Below are 18,963 nucleotides of genomic sequence, written 5' to 3'. Positions count from 1 at the left end.
TATTATAGAGGATACTTGGTTAAAGCAACTTCTTTAAACATATTTACAATTTTAAATTGTTCACCTGTTGGTCTCGTAATAAGCTCTTCATTTAAAATTTGATACCCTATGGATTCATAAAGTTGAATGTTTCTTCGTACACTCATCCGAACTTTACATTGAATTTTATTATAACCATGTTGAACTGTAATTTCTTCTATCTTATGTAACAATTTTTTTGCGTAACCCTTTCCTTGACACATAGGGCTTACGGATAGACGATAAAAATAAACATGATCCTCTACATATTGAAAGCGAACGGCTGCAACTGGTACATTGTTTTCATATCCAACTAACGCAAAGGCGCCGTTTTGCAACTCTTCTGAAATAGATTGCTCCGTTTCCTTTAACGCACTAGAAGGTGCTGGGTCATTACGATACTCCTCAAAGGCTTGGAGCATCACTTCACGTATTTCTTGAACATTTGTTGAAAATTTAATTTCCATAAAAATTACTCCTTTTATTTATTTTTGTTTAATTTAAGCAATTCTAAATGAATTTACTATGCATAGTTTCAGCGAGACGAAGCAGACTAGTCATTGAGGAGGCGAATGCAATGAATTTTCAAATTAGAGATGCCATTACATCGAATGTAAAAGGTGATAGTGCAAATGAATTCCGTGATACAGTAGAAGATGCAATTTCACGTGGTGATGAGCATTTATTACCTGGTCTTGGTGTATTTTTAGAAAAATGGTGGAAATCATCTAGCGCAGCAGAGCAAGAAGCATTTACAGAAAAACTTTCAAAAGCTTTTCAGAATTAAAACAATAAGGCTGACAAAGCATTTCTTTGATACTTTGTCAGCCCTCTATTAATTTCCCCACTCACTTTGCAAAATTTCTTTTATAATCGTAAATTTCTCATTACCAATTTTTTCTCGAATGTTCATTTCTAATTCTTTTTTTAATACGATATATTTCTCTACACATAATTCCCCAATATTTGTTAATTGAATACATTTATCCCGATTATTATTTCCCGGCAGCGTTTCAACTAACCCTTTTGACTCTAGCTTTTTAATAAATTTATGGGTTGCTTGTCGCGAAATGCGAACATTTTTTGTAACAGAAGAAATCGTCGGCTGCTTTTTATATATTTTCATCATAATATACCATTCAGAATTTGAAATGGTAATATCGCTTATCTCACTCCATCTTTCTTCTATTTTTTTTCGAATCGAATTATAACATTCACTAATTAACTCCAATAAATCCAATTGTTCATGATCCACTATTCTCACCCCGTACATCTATTCGAAAATAAATATACTGAATGGCTACTCAATTGTCAACTAAGTTGACATTTCTCTTGAAATAGCGTACAATAAAATTAGTCAACCAAGTTGACGATGAAAAGGGGGCAAAACATATGTTTAAGGTTGGAGATACCATCATCTACTCTGCTCACGGATTATGCCATATTGATGACATCAGTGAAAAAACGTTTTCCGGTGTTACGAAAACTTACTACGTCCTACATCCACTCAATAACAATAAGTTAGAAATTTGCACTCCCGTAGATAATAAATCCATTTCCATGCTTGAAATTATGAATAAAGAAGAAGCAAATGCAATTTTAAATGTATTTACACAACCTGGTATTGAATGGATTGAAAAAACGAACCATCGTACTCAAACGTATTCAAATCTTTCAAGAAAAGGGAATCGTGAAGATATTGCAAAAATCATTAAAACTTTAATGATAAAAAAATATGAACTTGAATGTAACGACAAGAAATTCCCTGAATACGATCGAAAGCTATTAATGTCTATTCAAAATATTTTATTTGCAGAATTGGCCCTCTCTTTAGAGATGTCAATTGAACAAATCCATACAAAAATCCTAGAAATATTAAATATTCCGATTGATGAATTAGAAATGATTGTCAATCAATAATTGTGCATTCCAGTGATAAGAAAATTGCCTAATTTTCTTTTCGCTGTTTTTTTTGGAAAAAAATAAAGGCAACTCAGCGTCTCCCAAGTTGCCATTCCTATGTAGCGATACTTTTTTCCACCTTGAAATCAGCATCGTAATTGTAGTAAGTGGGGACAATTCCCACCTACTACAATGTAAAAAAATAAATGTTACTCGTTTAAGTCCATAAAATGGGGAAGCTCCCCATTTTTAAGCTAAAATGGATGCTAATACGGCTTTTTGTGCATGTAATCGATTTTCCGCTTGCTCATAAATATAAGAATTTGGACCATCAATAACGGATGCGGTCACTTCTTCGTCACGATGGGCTGGCAAACAATGTAAAAACATATAATTTGGTTTTGCATTGGCAACTAACTCGTCGTTAATTTGATAACCTTTAAAATCTATTAAACGTTTAGCAGATTCCTCTTCTTGCCCCATACTAGTCCACACATCCGCATAAACTACATCAGCATTTTTTACAGCTGCTACTGGATCATTCGTTACGGTAATAAGACTGCCATTTTCTTTTGCAATGCGTTTTGCCTTTTTGATAATTTCTTCATTAGGTTCGTAACCGACAGGAGTTGCAACAACGATATCCATGCCAACATGGGCTGCAGCAACGACTAAAGAATGGGCAACGTTATTACCATCCCCTACATAGGCAATTTTCAATCCTTTAAAATGACCTTTATTCTCAATAATTGTTTCTAAGTCTGCTAACGCTTGGCAAGGATGATATAAATCTGTTAAACCATTAATGATTGGAATAGAGGCATGGTCTGCTAATTCCTTCACCATTTCGTGAGAATTCGCGCGAATCATCACCCCATCAAGATAACCGGATAATACATACCCTGTATCAGAAATCGGTTCCCCACGTCCGATTTGTAAATCTCGGGAATGCATAAACATTGCTTTTCCTCCAAGTTGATTCATCCCGACTTCAAAGGAAATACGCGTACGCGTGGAATGCTTCTCGAAGATCATGCCTAATGTTTTACCTTCTAATAACTTTGGACATTTGCCCGCCTTTGTAATCTTTTTAAGTTGGCTTGCTAATGTAATTAGATCATGGACTTCCTCGCTCGTATAATCTAACAACGTTAATAAATCTTTCCCTTTTAAACTGGAAACTAATTTCAATTGAACCTCTTCTAATAATTTCATTGTTTTCTCCGCCCCTTATACAATGGATGATGTAATTTATTATACATATGCATATTTATTAAATCAAGTGTATTTTTATAATAATTTTCATCTATACCAACAATAATAAATATACATTTTGATAGTATAAAAATAATATATTGTTAATAATTTTTATTTATCACTCCATATTTTCTATAAATATTCATTTATACGATGAATCAAAAAATAGTATACTCCACCATATATATGCATGATTTTTATTTATAGACACGAAAAAAGGAAGAGCATTTTCGCCCTTCCCTTTCATTATTTATTAATCAAATATAATTTTATTAACTGTATCACGATCTAATTTTCGAATGATTTCTACAAGTAATTTAACTGTATTGTGATAATCATCACGATGGATGACCGCTGCATGGGAGTGGATATAACGAGAAGCTATTCCGATTGCCATAGCTGGAACGCCATTTGCTGTTAAATGGATGGAACCAGCATCAGTACCACCACCTGGCGTGGAATCAAATTGATAAGGAATGTTGTTTTCCTCTGCCACATCAACTACAAAATCACGAAGTCCTTTATGTCCTACCATTGATGCATCGAAAATAATGATTTGAGGACCATCACCTAATTTCGATGTAGATTCCTTCGGTGTAATACCTGGCGTATCTCCAGCTACACCGACATCAACAGCAAACCCAATATCCGGTTTAATTTTAAAGGTAGAAGTTTTTGCTCCGCGAAGCCCAACTTCCTCTTGAACATTTCCTACACCGTAAACAACATTAGGATGTTTAATATCTTTTAGTTGTTTTAAAACATCGATGGCAATGGCACAACCGATACGATTATCCCATGCTTTTGCCAATAACATTTTTTCGTTTTTCATTACGTTGAATTCAAAGTAAGGCGTAATCATATCGCCAGGTCGAATTCCCCATCCTTGGGCCTCTTCCTTAGAAGTTGCACCGATATCGATAAATAACTCTTTCATATCCACTACTTTTTTACGTTGGTCAGCAGGTAAAATATGAGGCGGCTTTGAACCGATAACCCCAATAATTTCTTCCCCTTTTCGAGTTGTAATTGTTACTCGTTGAGAAAGCATCACATGGCTCCACCAGCCACCAACTGTTTGAAATTTCACAAAACCCTTGTCATCGATTTGAGTAACCATGAAACCTATTTCATCTAAATGGCCGGCAACCATAATTTTTGGTCCATTGGCATCCCCAACTTTTTTTGCAATTAAACTTCCAAGATTGTCTGTTTCAATCTCATCTGCATATGGTTCAATATATTTTCGCATTACTTCGCGAGGGGCACGTTCATTCCCTGGTATTCCATTTGCATCTGTTAATTCTTTCAACATAGTTAATGTTTGATCTAATTCGGACATGTTGCAGCCTCCTAAATAGGTGTTTTTCCTTATTATACCTCTAATATTTCGAATGTTGAAATATTAATTCCCAAACAATTATAAGTTTTTCAAAAATAACGGTCATTAATACCCGTTTTTCTGACGTTCATAATTTTTTTCGTTTTTTGCTATATAGGCTTGAATAATATCATCAAGGGTAAAACCTAAATTATATGCTAAGACACCATAACATTGCCATACACTTCGATAATGATCAATGTTTGGTTGGTGAATAAAGGTTAATATTTGATCTTGTGTGCGTAAAAACCAATCTGTTAAATCTTGTTTCATTGAAATTTCCGGCCAAGCATCTAATGATAATTCCTTTTCAATTCCTAAAGATAGTAAAAAGTGAATAGAATCGACAAATTCCTCTAATATAACATCTCTTTCAGAAGGACCTTTTGTACTCCAAAATTTAAAACATCTTGTTTCATTCGCTAATTCCGCTAATTCAATCATTAAAGCGAGCCCTTTTTCCTTAAAAACATCTCGATCAATCTTTTGCGTTTTTTCGATGAATGCATCTAACTCTCGTTGCATTTCAAATAGTTCTTTAAATTCCATAAAAAAATCCCTCTTTTTCTTTAAAAAATGAAACTTATTGTTCTCTTTAATCGTAAAGGAAGTAACTATGTCTTTACAAGGGGGACTTTTACGTGGCTCTTCTATTATTCCGTCTGCTCATTATCATTCTAATCATTTACATATTTTATAAAGGCGTACGTTTCTTAACCGATCCAAAACGTAAATTAGATGAAGCCTATGAAAAAGGGCAATATTACTTCTATGATGATGTTAAAAATGTCCGAAAAAACTTTTTCATTTCCTATAAAGGTGCCCTTTTTGAGGGAGAGAAATATTTAGGAACGACTGAAGATGCCTTTGAGGTTGTGTCCATATTTGTTTGGGTACATGATGTAACGAAGCTTCAAGGTTTAACTAAGGACGACTTTTACTTTTTAGAAAAAGAAATTTTAATGAGCTACCCGAAAGCCAAAATAAACTGGAAAAATCCTATTGAACAGTTAATGAAAGATCAAAATGTTTAACAACAGTAAAATAAGGATTGTCTAACATGACATGAACTATGCATGAAAGGCAATCCTATATTTTCTGTTAAAAGTGTTTGGAACGAGCATATAGTTTTTCTAATTCCTCATCAATTCGTTTTTTATCGATTCGTTCAAAAAGAGGTTGCACATCCGTTATTTTTATTGATAACTTCTTATAAAATAAAAACAGGTAGAGTTAAACAAAATTTGTTTTCCACCTGCTCATTCTATAATGTGATTAAATAACCCCATCATACCTATATCTACTGATTAATAAATCGTAAAAATCCTTACAACAATATAAATATGTATAGCTGCTATTAACGGAAATCCAAAGGCAAAGGAATTATGTTTTGTTTTATGGCGGAATAAATACATTCCTAATACGCCCCCACACGCTCCCCCTAGAATAGCTAACGTAAATAATGATTTTTCAGAAATGCGCCATTCATGTTTTTTTGCCTTGGACTTATCGACATACATGAAAATACATAGGATGATTGACATTACGGCAATATATGATATTAATGCTAATTCCATCGGATCATCTCACCTTCCTTTTACATATATAAAAAGGCTGATAGGATGTCCTACCAGCCATTTATTGGAAAATTATTTCGCAACTGCTTTTTTAGCTTCTTCTGCTAATTGAGCGAATGCTTGAGCGTCAGTTACTGCTAAGTCAGCTAACATTTTACGGTTAACTTCGATACCAGCTACTTTTAAACCGTGCATTAAACGGCTGTAAGAAAGACCGTTTAAACGAGCAGCAGCGTTAATACGAGTGATCCATAATTTACGGAAATCACGTTTCTTTTGACGACGGTCACGATATGCATATTGACCTGATTTCATTACTGCTTGGTTAGCTACTTTATATAATGTATGTTTTGAACCAAAATAACCTTTGGCTAATTTTAAAACTTTTTTACGACGCTTGCGCGTTACTGTTCCGCCTTTTACGCGTGGCATACTAATTACCTCCTGCTAATTCTTCCGAATGTTTAATTTAATACGTACATTTATTACATAAACGAAATTATTTCATGTAAGTTAATAAAGATTTAATACGTTTGAAATCACCAGATGACGCAACTTTTGCTTTACGCAGGTGACGTTTTTGTTTTGTAGATTTGTTAGCGAATAAGTGGCTACCATAAGCACGGTCAAATTTTAATTTTCCTTTGCCCGTTTTTTTGAAACGCTTCGCAGCGCCACGGTGAGTTTTCATTTTTGGCATTTCGAATTTCCTCCTAAACTATTCGTCAATATTACTTTTTCTCGTTCTTTGGTTGAAGAACTAAGAACATGCTTCGGCCTTCCATCTTCGGTTTTTGTTCAACCGTCGATACTTCGGCACAAGCTTCAGCAAAACGATCTAAAACACGTTGCCCAATTTCCTTATGAGTAATAGCACGACCTTTAAAACGTAAAGAACATTTTACTTTGTCGCCCTTTTCTAGGAATTTAATTGCATTACGTAATTTCGTTTGGAAATCATGCTCATCAATTGTTGGACTTAAACGAACTTCCTTCATATTGATGACTTTTTGATTTTTACGAATTTCACGATCTTTCTTTTGCTGTTCAAACTTAAACTTACCATAGTCCATGATACGTGCGACTGGTGGCTTAGCTTGAGGGGCCACAAGGACAAGATCCAAGTTTGCACGAGCGGCAATTTCTAACGCTTCATTACGAGTTTTAACTCCAAGCTGATCACCATTATGGTCGATTACACGAAGTTCACGTGAGCGAATGCCTTCGTTTACATACATGTCTTTGCTAATACGAATCCACCTCCAAGGTTGTGTCGCGAATACATGAGATTAAGAGCAAAAACGCCCGGTTGAACGGTACACTTCCTAAGTATGTCCATAAAAAAAGGACGGACATTTCAGAAGATGTCCGCCCGCTATATATACATACGCTCTAAGACAGCGTAATTAATTCAACGTGTTAATACCTGTTAACTGCAATTGCGTCATTCAGGTGAGAAGCGGGCAGCCTCTACTTCAACCACAAACTGTATTCATAACCTAAATAATCATATCATTGTTGATTTACGATGTCAACAAAATTTCATCCATGATTTATTTGCCTTTATGATTTTACAACACGATGAACTTTTTGTCGATAACCTTTTTACATTTCCCGATTGAAAGATAATAAAAAAGAATGGTCCAAAAAGTTGAACCATTCTCTTTCAATATATTTATTTTACTGCTTCTGCTTTAATGCTTTCTAAGAAACTTTCGAAGGAAACAGTTTCCGAATCTTTTGAGCCGTAACGACGAATGTTAACGTCTCCTGCTTCCATTTCTTTGTCCCCTAATACAAGCATGTAAGGAATTTTCTTCATTTGAGCTTCACGGATTTTATATCCAAGTTTTTCTTCGCGGTAATCCATTTCTACTCGAATTCCGGCTTGCATCAGTTTTTCTTCGATTTGTTTTGCATAGTCGAAGTGAACTTCATTGGATACAGGAATAATTTCCACTTGGACTGGTGCTAACCAAGTTGGGAATGCTCCTTTATATTCTTCGATTAAGAAGGCAACGAAACGTTCCATTGTTGACACAACACCACGGTGAATCACAACTGGACGATGTTGTTTTCCATCTTCCCCAACATAAGTTAAGTCGAAACGTTCTGGCTGTAAGAAATCAAGTTGAACAGTTGATAATGTTTCATCTTTACCGATTGCTGTTTTCACTTGAACGTCTAATTTAGGACCATAGAAAGCCGCTTCGCCTTCCGCTTCATAATATTCTAGCCCCATATCATCCATCGCTTCTTTTAACATACTTTGCGCTTTTTCCCACATCTCATCGTCATCGTAATACTTTTCAGTATCAGCAGGATCACGGTAGGATAAACGGAATTTATAATTTGTTAAATTGAAATCTTTATAGACATCTAAAATTAATTCCACAACTTTTTTAAACTCTTCTTTAATTTGGTCTGGACGAACGAAAATATGAGAATCGTTTAAAGTCATTCCTCGCACACGTTGCAGCCCAGATAATCCACCTGATGATTCATAACGATGCATTGTACCAAGCTCCGCAATACGGATTGGCAACTCACGGTATGAATGCATAGAAGATTTGTATACCATCATATGATGCGGACAGTTCATTGGACGTAAAACTAATGTTTCGTTATCCATTTCCATCGGTGGGAACATATCTTCTTGATAATGACCCCAGTGGCCAGAAGTTTCATATAGTTTTTTAGACCCTAATACTGGTGTATAAACATGTTTGTAACCAAGTCTTACTTCTTTATCAACAATATAGCGTTCCACAATTCGACGAATCGTTGCCCCATTTGGTAACCATAAAGGTAAACCTTGACCTACTGTTTGAGATAGTGTAAATAATTCTAATTCTTTCCCAATTTTACGGTGATCACGCTCTTTCGCTTCTTCTAACATTTGAAGATGTTGTTTTAAATCTTCTTTGTTGAAGAAAGCAGTACCGTAAATTCGTTGAAGCATTTTGTTATCAGAGTTTCCTCTCCAATAAGCACCTGCTATCGATAATAATTTGAATTCTTTTAGTTTTCCTGTAGACGGTACATGAATTCCTCGGCAAAGGTCAAAAAAGTCACCTTGGTAGTAAATAGACACTTGTTCATCCGCTGGAATAGCTTCTAACAATTCTAATTTATATTCGTCGCCAACTTCTTCATAAATTTTTTGCGCTTCATCACGAGAAACATTTTTTCGTTCAATTTCGATGTTTTCAGAAATGATTTTTTTCATTTCCTTTTCAATTTTAGGGAAATCCTCTGTAGAAATTGGCTCTGGCGAATCTACATCATAGTAAAAACCACCTTCAATGACTGGACCAATTCCTAATTTAATACCAGGATATAAACGTTTCAATGCTTGTGCTGTTAAGTGAGCAGTGGAGTGACGCAAAATTTCCAATGCTTCCTCGGATTTTGGTGTAATAATTTCAATTGCACCATCTTCTTCAATTGGTGTTTTTAAATCAATCAGTGTGCCGTTTAATTTACCAGCTAAAGCTTGTTTTTTAAGTCCTGGACTAATCGAACCAGCTACATCCGCTGTCGAAGTACCGCGCGAAAATTCCTTTACGGCGCCATCAGGGAAAGTTAATTGAATTACTTCTGACATGTTGTTTCTCTCCTTTAAGATTTATATGGTAAATTTGCAGCTTTTTGAAAGGGAAACAATTAGAACTTACAAAGCCTTTTTCAATAAAAAAAGCGCCATCCCTCGTAAAGGGACGACGCGTATGCTCGTGGTTCCACCCTTCTTCCTTCCGAAACAAACGTTTCAGACGAAGCTCTAGGTCGGTTAACGTACCGATTGACGTTAGCAGATTATCCCTGCTAAAGCTCCAAGGTAGTAAAGAATGTGTCGTACTAGGAAGCTCCCAGCCAAGGCTTCCCTCTCTAAAAGTCGTCTCACAAACTTGTTGTCCTTTTCAAAGCTTGCATATTTAGATTAATTATTAAGAAAGTATACGCCCGAAGTCGCAAAAATGCAACTACGAAAGATGAATATTTTAATTTTCGTGGCGACGATTTTTTCCGCCCATTTCAATAGGTACTGTAATAGCACGAATACGTTCCATTATGCGGGCAGCTTTAATCACTTCAACGTCACCACGGGAATTTTGTGCTAAATGGTGTTCTAAGCCTTTATAGTCAAAGTTAGAAGTAATGAAAGTTGGGAGCTGTTCACTCATACGATAATGTAAAATGGTACCGAGTATTTCATCTCTAGCCCAACTGGATAATGTTTCTGCACCTATATCATCCAGCATGAGCACTTGGGCCCGTTTCACATAATCCACTTTTTCATTTAACGATTGATCATGAATGGAATTTTTCATTTCCCGTAAAAATTCAGGAACGAAAACGACGACGGATTGAATTTTTAATGTTGCTAATTCGTTAGCAATCGCACCTAGTACAAAGGATTTTCCAACACCAAACTGACCATATAAGTAAAAACCTTTTGTAGGCAGTTCATTCGTGCTTTTATATTGAGCAATAAAATCTGCCGCTTTATTGGCAATATTGACACGGGACGTATGATCAATTTGTAAATCTTTCAATGTTGCACTTAATACATCCTTTGGCATATGCATACTAGAAATCATCTGTTCAACTTCCCGGCGTTCATCTTCAAGTATTTTTTGCTGACATCTTTCATAACGAACATCTATCGTATTTTGCGAAATATATAATTTTGGTACAAAGCCTTTTAAATAGTTTGTACAATTTTCCGTATTGCCACAATGACAACAATCAATAGATTGACTAATATATTCCTGTAATTTAGGTAAACTTCTATCGACCATATCTGTCGTTACGATTTGATCATTTTCTGCTAGAAATTGTTGAATCTCACGGTTTTCCAATATTTCACGACGAATTTGGTTGTATCGTTCTTCAAAGGACGGTACTTTAATTGTTCTTTTTAATGATTGATTAATCGGTTCGATGTTAGTTCACCTGCCCATCTTGTACACCAAGTTTTTTTAATATTTTCAAACGCTCTTGCTCAAAATCAATAGCTTTCTGTTCTTGTTGCTCGTTTTCACTATTTTCTTCATTCCTTTTGTAAAACCATTCCGGAATGATTTCTTTACTTGCCCTCGCTTGCTTTTTATAGCCGGAAGTAGCCACTTGAGTTTTATTGTCGTTTTCATTTTTCCACTTCGTATATTTATCCCGTTCCGTACGAGCTAATTCCATCGCTTCTTTTGCAGTCTTTAAATTTTTCCTCATCCAATGATCTGCAATTCTTTCAACATATTTTCGAGGAAGCTTCATATCCGTTGTTAGCATAACATACTCCAACAATACATTGACTACACCAACGGGCATCCCATGTTTCACAATTAAATCTTCCGCCAATTGAACCGAAGATGGTAAAGGTTCCTTCCCATTATTAATATCCTTTAACACTTGAAGGGGTGGAGTCGTTTCCAAATACAATTGTAACTCTTGTTCCTTTGATATTTTTTCGGGCATTGGATGTTCCCTTTGAACAAAGGTTTTCTCTAGCTTTGGCGCTTCCTTCGATAAAGTTAATTTATAATAATCTGCTGCCGCCTTTTTTAATCGGTCATGAGAAACTTGCATATTATCATCCAATGCTAAAATCACAACCTTTTGCATATCCAACGGGGATAAATGATATAAAAATGCCAGTTTTGCTATCACTTCCTTCACATCCGTAGTAATACTACTGGAAGGAATCAGATTTTCTGAAAGACCAGACATTAACAAATTAAAATCAAATTGCTCATAGTAAAAAGGATAATTTTGATTTGGATTATTACTATTTGCCTCTATTACATCCTTTGGTATATTCGTATGGACAGGCTTGTACACATCCATAAACGAACGGGATACTTCCTTAAAGGATTGTTTATTCATCGGTTTAATAAAACGTCTTCGCAATTTCCGATATGCCTGTTCCCCAATTTTTGAAAATAAAAACATCGATAACAATGGGTCTTGGAAAAAGGAATGGGCATCAAGGGGTCGGATTAATTCGTATATAAAATGGCGACTATCTTCCTCATCCTTTCGCCATGTACGAAGTAATCCGATCGCCTCTAAAGCAATACGTGCTTCAAACACTTTTCCAATAGACATATTTAAAACGTTCATTAAATAATAATGGGTCATAGGCGTAGTATGTAAATCTTCCCCTTCTGCCCATAAAGTTAAATAGAGACTAATTGGTTCAGGACCTGTCAACGGTTGATAAAATAATGTTAACAGTTGGCGTTCATTTGTTGAAAGAAATTGAGGGAGACTAATTTCAAAATGATCTGTAGGCTGCACTTCTTTATACAAATGAACCATTTAATTCCCTCCACACATTCATTTTTTTATATCCGTTTGGCGATGTAGCAATTCTTTCAACTCAGAAATAAAGACGTTGATATCTTTAAATTGACGATAAACAGAGGCAAATCGAACATAAGCGACTTCATCCTCATGTGCCAATAAATCCATGACCTTTTCTCCTACATCTTCCGAACGGACTTCCGAATTGCCTATTCTTCTTAAATCCTTTTCAATAGTTAGGACAATCCCCTCTAACGTTTCTAAAGCGACCGGCCGTTTTTCACATGCTCGAATTAAACCACGCAATACTTTTTCCCGACTAAATTCTTCCCTGGAACCATCCTTTTTAACGACAATTAAAGGTGTTTCCTCGATTTTTTCAAAGGTTGTAAAACGAAAGCCACAAGACTCACACTCACGTCTTCGGCGAATTTCTTTATTGTCATCTACTGGCCTTGAATCCACTACCCTTGTTCCATTATATTGACAATCTGGACATCTCATAAAAATTTTTCTCCCGTCTCACTTTTAATTAGTAATCTTATTATAACAAATCTAGTTGTTCTAGAAAAATAGCTCTTCTTTGTGTATGCAAAACTACATTTTAATATATTTTGACAAATAAAAAAAGGGATAGGAGCATTGACTCCTATCCTATCTCAACTAATTGGTTTAATTAAGCTACTACTACTTCTAAAGCTTTTGCAATTTTCTTTGTTAAATCAACAACACGTGCTGAGTAACCCCACTCATTATCGTACCAAGCAAGTACTTTCACTTTGCGACTACCCATTACCATTGTTAATGGACCATCAACTGTTGAAGAATAAGTCGTTGTATTATAATCAGTTGAAACTAAAGGTTCCATCGTGAAATTTAAAATTCCTTTTAATGGGCCTTCAGCTGCAGCTTTGAATGCGTTGTTTACATCTTCAATTGTGACATCCTTTTTCAAATCAACAACAAGGTCTACAAGAGAAACGTTTGATGTCGGTACACGTAACGCCATACCATGTAATTTCCCTTTTAACTCTGGTAACACTAAAGATAGAGCTTTTGCAGCACCTGTTGAAGTTGGAATGATCGATTCAGCACATGCGCGGGCACGGCGTAAATCTTTATGTGGATTGTCGATATTTTTTTGATCATTTGTATAAGCGTGAACAGTCGTCATTAACCCGCTTTCAATACCAAATGTATCGTTTAACACTTTCGCTACAGGAGCTAAACAGTTTGTTGTACAAGATGCGTTAGAAATAACATCATGTTGATCCATATCTAACAAGTCATCATTTACACCCATTACAACTGTAATATCTTCATTTTTACCTGGAGCAGTTAAAATGACTTTTTTTGCACCTGCTTCTAAATGCATCGCAGCTTTATCACGGTCGTTAAACTTCCCTGTCGCTTCAATAACGATATCAACACCGAGTTGTTTCCAAGGTAATTTAATAGGATCGCGCTCACTAATAAGTTGAACTCGTTTGCCATTAACAATTAAAGCGTTTTCTTCAGTTTCAACAGTACCTTCAAATTTGCCATGATTTGTGTCATACTTAATTAAATGTGCTAACGTTTCAGATGGGTAGCTCGCATTGATCGCTACAACATTAAATTCATCTTGTACAATTGCTTGGCGGAAAACCATGCGTCCAATACGGCCAAAGCCATTAATAGCAATAGAAACTGTCATTATATATATATCCCCCTGTATTTACGTTTTAATAAGGTTATCTTTTTCTCATAATTAGTATAGCACATTTAATAAAAAGGTGAACATATTTCTTGTAGATTTAAAAAATTTCTATTTTCTGAAAATAATAAATAAAAAAGACTTGGGTATAAAACCAAGTCTTTTAAAGTTCTTTTATTCAATGACTTCCCAATTGCGTAAAATACGTTGTAATTGTTCCGCCGTTTCTTCGATTGTGCCATTATTATTAATCACCGCATCAGCACCTTGTTCTTTTACCGATAAAGGTAATTGGCTCGAAATGCGTGCGGTTGCTTCCTGTTCACTTAACTGATTTCGCTCCATTAATCGTTTTAGCTGTGTGTCTTCCGTAACTGAGACAACTAAAATTTTATCTACAAAATGTTGAAGTTTACTTTCGAATAACAATGGAATATCCATAATAACCGTTTGGGCACCCTTTGCGATATGTTCATCTCTCTGACGCAACATTTCTTGACGTATTGCAGGATGAATTATACGATTCAATCGTTTACGTTGTTCTTCATCATTGAAAATCATTTCTCCGATTTTTTGACGATTCATCGCCCCATCTTCCGTTAACGCGACCTCACCAAAGGCTTCCACTATTTTTTGTAATGTCGGTGTTCCCGGTTCAACAACTACTCTTGCTACTAAATCGGCATCGACAATTGGAAGACCATAATCTTTCAACATCTTTGCAACCGTACTTTTTCCACTAGCAATACTTCCAGTTAATCCAATAATCATTTCTCAACACACCTTTTAATGTTGGCATTTTGGACAAAAGACCGAAGTACGACCCCCAATGACCAACGATTTTGTTAACGTGCCACAGGTAGGACAATTTTTCTTCCCATACATTTTTAAGCGATGTTGCATACTACCTGCTTCCCCATTTATATTACGATAATCTGAAATCGTTGAACCGCCCCTTTCGATACTTTCTAGTAAAATGGCGCGGATCACTTCAAATAATTCTATTTTTCTTTTTCTACTAATGCGATTCGTCTTCCTAGCCGGATGGATCCCCATTTTAAATAATGATTCCGTTGCATAAATATTGCCACACCCTGAAATCACTTGGCCATCCATGATTACTTCTTTGATCGGCTTATTTTGATACTTTGGAAGCTCACATTTATTTAGAAAGTAATCACAAGCATCATCTTCAAATGGTTCCGGTGCCATTTGAAGAAGGGGGGGATGCTCCTCAATTTTTGTCATAAATCGCATTTCACCAAATCGGCGTATATCTGAATAGACAAGAAGTTCTCCTGTCGTCAAATAAAAAATGGCATGCACATGTTTACGAAATTTTTCCTCCCCAATTTCGGCCAACGATTTGACTACAAACCAAGCACCCGTCATTCCTAGATGATTGACGAAAAGATATCGTTCTTCCCCTTTTTCAATATGAAAATAAATATATTTCGATCTTCTAGTAATTGTATTAATTTTCATTCCTTGCATTACTTCTTCAAATAGATGGGGATCCATGTTTTTAACAATACATTGCTTCCCTGCTCCCCAAGAAGTGAAGATCGTATCGGATAGTTTGACGCGTTCGATTGTTTTTCCTTCTACTGTAGGCACTAGTTCTCGAACAACACCTTCTACCTCTGGTAATTCAGGCATAATCCCACTTCCTTATTTCGCGTCGTACCATGTATGCCCGTATGAGAAATCAATTTTTAATGGGACAGCTAGCTCGATGGCATGTTCCATTACTTCTGGTACAATTCGCTCTAAAATTTCAATTTCCTCTTTCGGTGCTTCAAAAATTAATTCATCGTGCACTTGTAATAACATTTTTGTTTGTAAACCTTCTTGTTTTAAACGGGCATCCATATCAATCATTGCTTTTTTAATAATATCAGCTGCACTACCTTGGATCGGTGTATTCATAGCTGTTCGTTCAGCAAAACTGCGCAAGTTAAAGTTTCTAGATGTTATATCTGGTAAATATCGGCGACGATTTAAAATCGTTGTAACAAAGCCATTTAATTTCGCTTCTTGCACAATTCTGTCCATATATTCTTTTACACCAGGGAAACTTTGCAAATATTTATCTATAAATTCGCCAGCTTCTTTTCGTGTTATATCAAGGTTTTGAGATAAACCGTAATCACTAATTCCGTACACAATACCGAAGTTAACCGCTTTAGCTGCACGACGCATATTAGCTGTTACATCTTCCTCTGACACATGGAATACATCCATCGCTGTACGCGTATGGATATCCATACCTTGAATAAAGGCATCTACTAAATTTTCATCCTTTGACATATGGGCTAACACACGCAATTCGATTTGAGAATAGTCGGCTGCAAATAAAACCCAGCCTTCCTTTGATGGCACAAAGGCTTGTCTAATTTTTCTCCCTTCTTCTAAACGAATCGGGATATTTTGAAGGTTTGGATCCGTTGAACTTAGCCTTCCAGTAGCTGTTAGGGCTTGTTGGAATCTTGTATGAACTTTACTATCATCGCTGTGTACTTCTTTTATTAACCCTTCAATATAAGTGGATTGTAATTTAGCTAATTGACGATAATCTAATATATATTTAACGATTTTGTGTTCCGATTGGAGCTTTTCTAATACATCGGCAGCAGTGGAATAGCCTGTTTTTGTTTTCTTCACAACAGGAAGGCCTAATTTTTCAAATAAAATAACGCCTAATTGCTTCGGTGAATTAATGTTAAACTTCTCTCCTGCAAGTTCATATATTTCCTTCTCTAAAGCAGAAATTTTTTGTTCTAATTCTCCGCCCATTTTTTCCAATGTAGAAATATTCACTTTAACCCCTTCGCTTTCCATAATTCCAAGGATGGAAGCTAAAGGAAGCTCTAAATTATGATATAAGTCAAACTGTTCATTTTCTTTTAGCTTTTCTTCTACGACCGGTTGTAATGACCAAATGGCAAAGGCTTTACGACAAACATGTTCCGCCAACACTTCCATTGCTGGTACAGTCCATTTTGCTCCTTTCCCATAAATCGTTTCATTCGCTTGTACATCCGAATAGCCATATTCTTTTGCTAATGTAGCAAGATCATCGCCCGATACTGCTGGATTTACAATGTATGTCGCTAAAACTAAATCGAAGTCGACACCGCGCAATTCAATATTAATACGGTTTAAAATCGCTTGGGCCGCTTTACTATCAGACATATATTTAATCTTTGATTCATCTTCGAGCCAATTTTTAATCGTTTCATTATTTTTCATATCTTCAAAGGAGATATAAAAGTTTTTCGTTCCATCAGTGAAACCTAATCCTAAAATACGGCATGTATGATAATGTTCATTTTCCAACTCAACATGAACAGCCATAACATCCTTTAACATGTCTGGTGTCACGTCTGTTACGATGTCAAAGACTAATTCAGCCGTTTCCTTTTCTTCCATTTGGAAATCACTTTTCTCAATTAACGATTTAAAGGATAGTTCTTGCCAAACATTTAAAACTTCTTCTTCATTTGGTCCCGGATAATTTAAATCTTCCAATGAAATATCGATCGGTGCCTCAGTAAAAATAGTCGCCAGTTTCTTTGACATTTTCGCTTGTTCTTCGTTTTCCACAAGCTTTTCTTTCATTTTCGATTTTTTCATGTCATCAATTTGTTCATATAGCGCTTCTACTGAGCCATATTCCTTTAATAATTTTATGGCTGTCTTTTCGCCGACACCGGGAACACCTGGAATATTATCTGATGTATCCCCCATTAACCCTTTCATATCGATAATTTGAAGGGGAGAAAGTCCATATTTTTCTTCAATATGGCTTGGCGTATATTTTTCGATATCTGTCATCCCTTTACGGGTAATGTAGACAGTTACTTTATCTGTAGCTAATTGAGTTAAGTCTTTATCTCCGGAGACGATTATTACGTCCATATTTTCAGATTCTGCTTGTTTCGCAAGGGTGCCGATAATATCGTCTGCCTCATAAAGTTCCTTTTCGTATCGTTTAATTTGATACGCATCGATTAATTTTCGTAAATACGGGAATTGCTCAGAAAGTTCTGGTGGCGTTTTTTGACGTCCACCTTTGTATTCTCCGTACGATTCGTGACGGAAAGTCGTTTTCCCAGCATCAAAGGCAACGAGCATTTTCGTCGGTTTTTCTTCTTCCAAAATTTTTTGAAGCATCGTTGTAAAACCATAAACAGCATTCGTATGAACCCCGCTATCATTCGTTAATAACGGCAAGGCGAAAAATGCTCGATAGGCCAAACTATTTCCATCTAATAATAATAACTTTTCTTTTGTCATGTATGGGTCTCCTTCACACTTATCTCAAGATTCTCTTTATATTCATAACTTCTCTATTTTACTTTATCCTTAATAGAGCCTTTTTTCCATTATAAAACACGTATTGATACGATGACGATCAATACGTGTTATTTATGAAAAATATTAACCTTGTATTTTCGATTGTTTTGGATAAAAGAGTTCTTCGTAAATAACCGTTAGTAAAAAGGCATTCATGAAGGCAAAAACGAAGTAAAGCGGCATTCCACCTAATTCATACCCCATTAAATGGCGTCCAAACACTTCAACAAATCCAACTTGGGAAAAGAAAAAGATCATCCCTACCCCTACTTCCCATATCGGACGTTTATCTTTCCTCTTTTCAAATTTAAACACTTTTTTAAAGCTGTTTCGAACATCCTCCGCAATTCCAATCGTTAAACAAAAAACCACGATAAATACAATCGGTATCACTAATGTCGCATAAATTTTAACTGAATTTTCAGTCTTCTACCTTTTTCGTTTTAGAAGAAAAACAAAGACACTTG

At 35.7% G+C, this 18,963-nt stretch carries 21 protein-coding genes and 1 other annotated feature; of the genes, 3 read left to right on the top strand and 18 right to left on the bottom strand.

Annotation, left to right across the window (positions count from 1 at the left end):
- Window positions 1-2 precede the first annotated feature (2 nt).
- Window positions 3-485 carry a GNAT family N-acetyltransferase gene (locus tag ACH0B5_RS03230; protein ID WP_341362451.1) on the bottom strand — a complete coding sequence of 161 codons (483 nt, stop codon included), beginning with the start codon at window positions 483-485 and terminating at the stop codon, window positions 3-5.
- A 110-nt stretch (window positions 486-595) separates the two neighbouring features.
- On the opposite strand from ACH0B5_RS03230, the gene sspI reads away from it, so the two are divergent.
- On the top strand, window positions 596-805 hold the full coding sequence (gene sspI, locus ACH0B5_RS03225) for a small acid-soluble spore protein SspI (RefSeq protein WP_122971145.1): 210 nt from the start codon (window positions 596-598) through the stop codon (window positions 803-805).
- Window positions 806-853: 48 nt separating this feature from the next.
- Here the strand turns inward: sspI and ACH0B5_RS03220 are convergent, their stop codons facing one another.
- Window positions 854-1,273, bottom strand: coding sequence for a MarR family winged helix-turn-helix transcriptional regulator (locus ACH0B5_RS03220; RefSeq protein WP_406927378.1), 420 nt, complete (start codon window positions 1,271-1,273; stop codon window positions 854-856).
- A 137-nt stretch (window positions 1,274-1,410) separates the two neighbouring features.
- Between ACH0B5_RS03220 and ACH0B5_RS03215 the strand changes: the two genes are divergently transcribed.
- Window positions 1,411-1,938, top strand: coding sequence for a CarD family transcriptional regulator (locus tag ACH0B5_RS03215; protein ID WP_122971143.1), 528 nt, complete (start codon window positions 1,411-1,413; stop codon window positions 1,936-1,938).
- Window positions 1,939-2,169: 231 nt separating this feature from the next.
- On the opposite strand, the gene argF is transcribed toward ACH0B5_RS03215, so the two are convergent.
- The 3 genes from argF to ACH0B5_RS03200 all read right to left on the bottom strand — a co-directional run bounded on the left by argF (window position 2,170) and on the right by ACH0B5_RS03200 (window position 5,107).
- On the bottom strand, window positions 2,170-3,135 hold the full coding sequence (gene argF, locus ACH0B5_RS03210; RefSeq protein WP_406927377.1) for an ornithine carbamoyltransferase: 966 nt from the start codon (window positions 3,133-3,135) through the stop codon (window positions 2,170-2,172).
- Between the two features lie 295 nt (window positions 3,136-3,430).
- A complete protein-coding gene (locus ACH0B5_RS03205) occupies window positions 3,431-4,519 on the bottom strand; it encodes a M42 family metallopeptidase (protein WP_122971141.1) in 1,089 nt (362 codons plus the stop codon).
- Between the two features lie 105 nt (window positions 4,520-4,624).
- Window positions 4,625-5,107: a dUTP diphosphatase gene (locus ACH0B5_RS03200; RefSeq protein ID WP_122971140.1), complete on the bottom strand. Its 483-nt coding sequence runs from the start codon at window positions 5,105-5,107 to the stop codon at window positions 4,625-4,627.
- A 92-nt stretch (window positions 5,108-5,199) separates the two neighbouring features.
- On the opposite strand from ACH0B5_RS03200, the gene ACH0B5_RS03195 reads away from it, so the two are divergent.
- The gene (locus ACH0B5_RS03195; protein WP_406927376.1) at window positions 5,200-5,592 is read left to right on the top strand and encodes a sigma-w pathway protein ysdB; all 393 of its coding nucleotides are present in this window, start codon (window positions 5,200-5,202) and stop codon (window positions 5,590-5,592) included.
- A 273-nt stretch (window positions 5,593-5,865) separates the two neighbouring features.
- Here the strand turns inward: ACH0B5_RS03195 and ACH0B5_RS03190 are convergent, their stop codons facing one another.
- The 13 genes from ACH0B5_RS03190 to ACH0B5_RS03130 form a co-directional block, all read right to left on the bottom strand.
- Complete coding sequence (locus ACH0B5_RS03190; protein ID WP_122971137.1) at window positions 5,866-6,135, bottom strand: DUF1294 domain-containing protein; 270 nt, start codon at window positions 6,133-6,135, stop codon at window positions 5,866-5,868.
- A 72-nt stretch (window positions 6,136-6,207) separates the two neighbouring features.
- Complete coding sequence (gene rplT, locus ACH0B5_RS03185) at window positions 6,208-6,567, bottom strand: 50S ribosomal protein L20 (protein ID WP_122971136.1); 360 nt, start codon at window positions 6,565-6,567, stop codon at window positions 6,208-6,210.
- Window positions 6,568-6,634: 67 nt separating this feature from the next.
- Complete coding sequence (rpmI, locus tag ACH0B5_RS03180) at window positions 6,635-6,835, bottom strand: 50S ribosomal protein L35 (protein WP_122971135.1); 201 nt, start codon at window positions 6,833-6,835, stop codon at window positions 6,635-6,637.
- 31 nt (window positions 6,836-6,866) lie between these two features.
- Window positions 6,867-7,373 carry a translation initiation factor IF-3 gene (infC, locus tag ACH0B5_RS03175; protein WP_122971134.1) on the bottom strand — a complete coding sequence of 169 codons (507 nt, stop codon included), beginning with the start codon at window positions 7,371-7,373 and terminating at the stop codon, window positions 6,867-6,869.
- Window positions 7,374-7,469: 96 nt separating this feature from the next.
- Window positions 7,470-7,617: a sequence feature (ribosomal protein L20 leader region), on the bottom strand.
- A gap of 193 nt (window positions 7,618-7,810) precedes the next feature.
- Window positions 7,811-9,742 (bottom strand): threonine--tRNA ligase, encoded by a 1,932-nt coding sequence (gene thrS, locus ACH0B5_RS03170; RefSeq protein WP_406927375.1) that lies wholly within the window; start codon window positions 9,740-9,742, stop codon window positions 7,811-7,813.
- 394 nt (window positions 9,743-10,136) lie between these two features.
- Window positions 10,137-11,081 carry a primosomal protein DnaI gene (gene dnaI, locus ACH0B5_RS03165; protein ID WP_122971132.1) on the bottom strand — a complete coding sequence of 315 codons (945 nt, stop codon included), beginning with the start codon at window positions 11,079-11,081 and terminating at the stop codon, window positions 10,137-10,139.
- A gap of 1 nt (window position 11,082) precedes the next feature.
- Window positions 11,083-12,456, bottom strand: coding sequence for a replication initiation and membrane attachment family protein (locus tag ACH0B5_RS03160; protein WP_122971131.1), 1,374 nt, complete (start codon window positions 12,454-12,456; stop codon window positions 11,083-11,085).
- Window positions 12,457-12,474: 18 nt separating this feature from the next.
- Complete coding sequence (gene nrdR / locus ACH0B5_RS03155) at window positions 12,475-12,945, bottom strand: transcriptional regulator NrdR (protein WP_122971130.1); 471 nt, start codon at window positions 12,943-12,945, stop codon at window positions 12,475-12,477.
- 172 nt (window positions 12,946-13,117) lie between these two features.
- A complete protein-coding gene (locus ACH0B5_RS03150; RefSeq protein WP_122971129.1) occupies window positions 13,118-14,137 on the bottom strand; it encodes a glyceraldehyde-3-phosphate dehydrogenase in 1,020 nt (339 codons plus the stop codon).
- A 174-nt stretch (window positions 14,138-14,311) separates the two neighbouring features.
- Window positions 14,312-14,908, bottom strand: a complete 597-nt coding sequence (coaE, locus tag ACH0B5_RS03145) for a dephospho-CoA kinase (protein WP_122971128.1) — start codon at window positions 14,906-14,908, stop codon at window positions 14,312-14,314.
- Between the two features lie 15 nt (window positions 14,909-14,923).
- A complete protein-coding gene (mutM, locus tag ACH0B5_RS03140; RefSeq protein ID WP_122971127.1) occupies window positions 14,924-15,796 on the bottom strand; it encodes a bifunctional DNA-formamidopyrimidine glycosylase/DNA-(apurinic or apyrimidinic site) lyase in 873 nt (290 codons plus the stop codon).
- A gap of 12 nt (window positions 15,797-15,808) precedes the next feature.
- Window positions 15,809-18,436 (bottom strand): DNA polymerase I, encoded by a 2,628-nt coding sequence (polA, locus tag ACH0B5_RS03135; RefSeq protein ID WP_406927374.1) that lies wholly within the window; start codon window positions 18,434-18,436, stop codon window positions 15,809-15,811.
- A gap of 144 nt (window positions 18,437-18,580) precedes the next feature.
- On the bottom strand, window positions 18,581-18,889 hold the full coding sequence (locus ACH0B5_RS03130) for a hypothetical protein (RefSeq protein WP_406927373.1): 309 nt from the start codon (window positions 18,887-18,889) through the stop codon (window positions 18,581-18,583).
- Window positions 18,890-18,963: the final 74 nt, after the last annotated feature.

It is taken from the genome of Ureibacillus sp. 179-F W5.1 NHS (assembly GCF_045369345.1).
GTDB lineage: Bacteria > Bacillota > Bacilli > Bacillales_A > Planococcaceae > Ureibacillus > Ureibacillus halotolerans.
This window is presented reverse-complemented; position numbering and strand designations above follow the sequence as displayed.

Bases quoted from the DNA above. Each gene is read 5' to 3' on its own strand.
- ACH0B5_RS03200 (WP_122971140.1), bottom strand. From the start codon at position 5,107: ATGGAATTTAAAGAACTATTTGAAATGCAACGAGAGTTAGATGCATTC.
- rpmI (WP_122971135.1), bottom strand. From the start codon at position 6,835: ATGCCAAAAATGAAAACTCACCGTGGCGCTGCGAAGCGTTTCAAAAAA.
- coaE (WP_122971128.1), bottom strand. From the start codon at position 14,908: ATGATTATTGGATTAACTGGAAGTATTGCTAGTGGAAAAAGTACGGTT.
- ACH0B5_RS03190 (WP_122971137.1), bottom strand. From the start codon at position 6,135: ATGGAATTAGCATTAATATCATATATTGCCGTAATGTCAATCATCCTA.
- ACH0B5_RS03160 (WP_122971131.1), bottom strand. From the start codon at position 12,456: ATGGTTCATTTGTATAAAGAAGTGCAGCCTACAGATCATTTTGAAATT.
- nrdR (WP_122971130.1), bottom strand. From the start codon at position 12,945: ATGAGATGTCCAGATTGTCAATATAATGGAACAAGGGTAGTGGATTCA.
- ACH0B5_RS03230 (WP_341362451.1), bottom strand. From the start codon at position 485: ATGGAAATTAAATTTTCAACAAATGTTCAAGAAATACGTGAAGTGATG.
- ACH0B5_RS03150 (WP_122971129.1), bottom strand. From the start codon at position 14,137: ATGACAGTTTCTATTGCTATTAATGGCTTTGGCCGTATTGGACGCATG.
- rplT (WP_122971136.1), bottom strand. From the start codon at position 6,567: ATGCCACGCGTAAAAGGCGGAACAGTAACGCGCAAGCGTCGTAAAAAA.
- sspI (WP_122971145.1), top strand. From the start codon at position 596: ATGAATTTTCAAATTAGAGATGCCATTACATCGAATGTAAAAGGTGAT.
- infC (WP_122971134.1), bottom strand. From the start codon at position 7,373: ATGTATGTAAACGAAGGCATTCGCTCACGTGAACTTCGTGTAATCGAC.
- mutM (WP_122971127.1), bottom strand. From the start codon at position 15,796: ATGCCTGAATTACCAGAGGTAGAAGGTGTTGTTCGAGAACTAGTGCCT.
- thrS (WP_406927375.1), bottom strand. From the start codon at position 9,742: ATGTCAGAAGTAATTCAATTAACTTTCCCTGATGGCGCCGTAAAGGAA.
- ACH0B5_RS03205 (WP_122971141.1), bottom strand. From the start codon at position 4,519: ATGTCCGAATTAGATCAAACATTAACTATGTTGAAAGAATTAACAGAT.
- argF (WP_406927377.1), bottom strand. From the start codon at position 3,135: ATGAAATTATTAGAAGAGGTTCAATTGAAATTAGTTTCCAGTTTAAAA.
- polA (WP_406927374.1), bottom strand. From the start codon at position 18,436: ATGACAAAAGAAAAGTTATTATTATTAGATGGAAATAGTTTGGCCTAT.
- ACH0B5_RS03215 (WP_122971143.1), top strand. From the start codon at position 1,411: ATGTTTAAGGTTGGAGATACCATCATCTACTCTGCTCACGGATTATGC.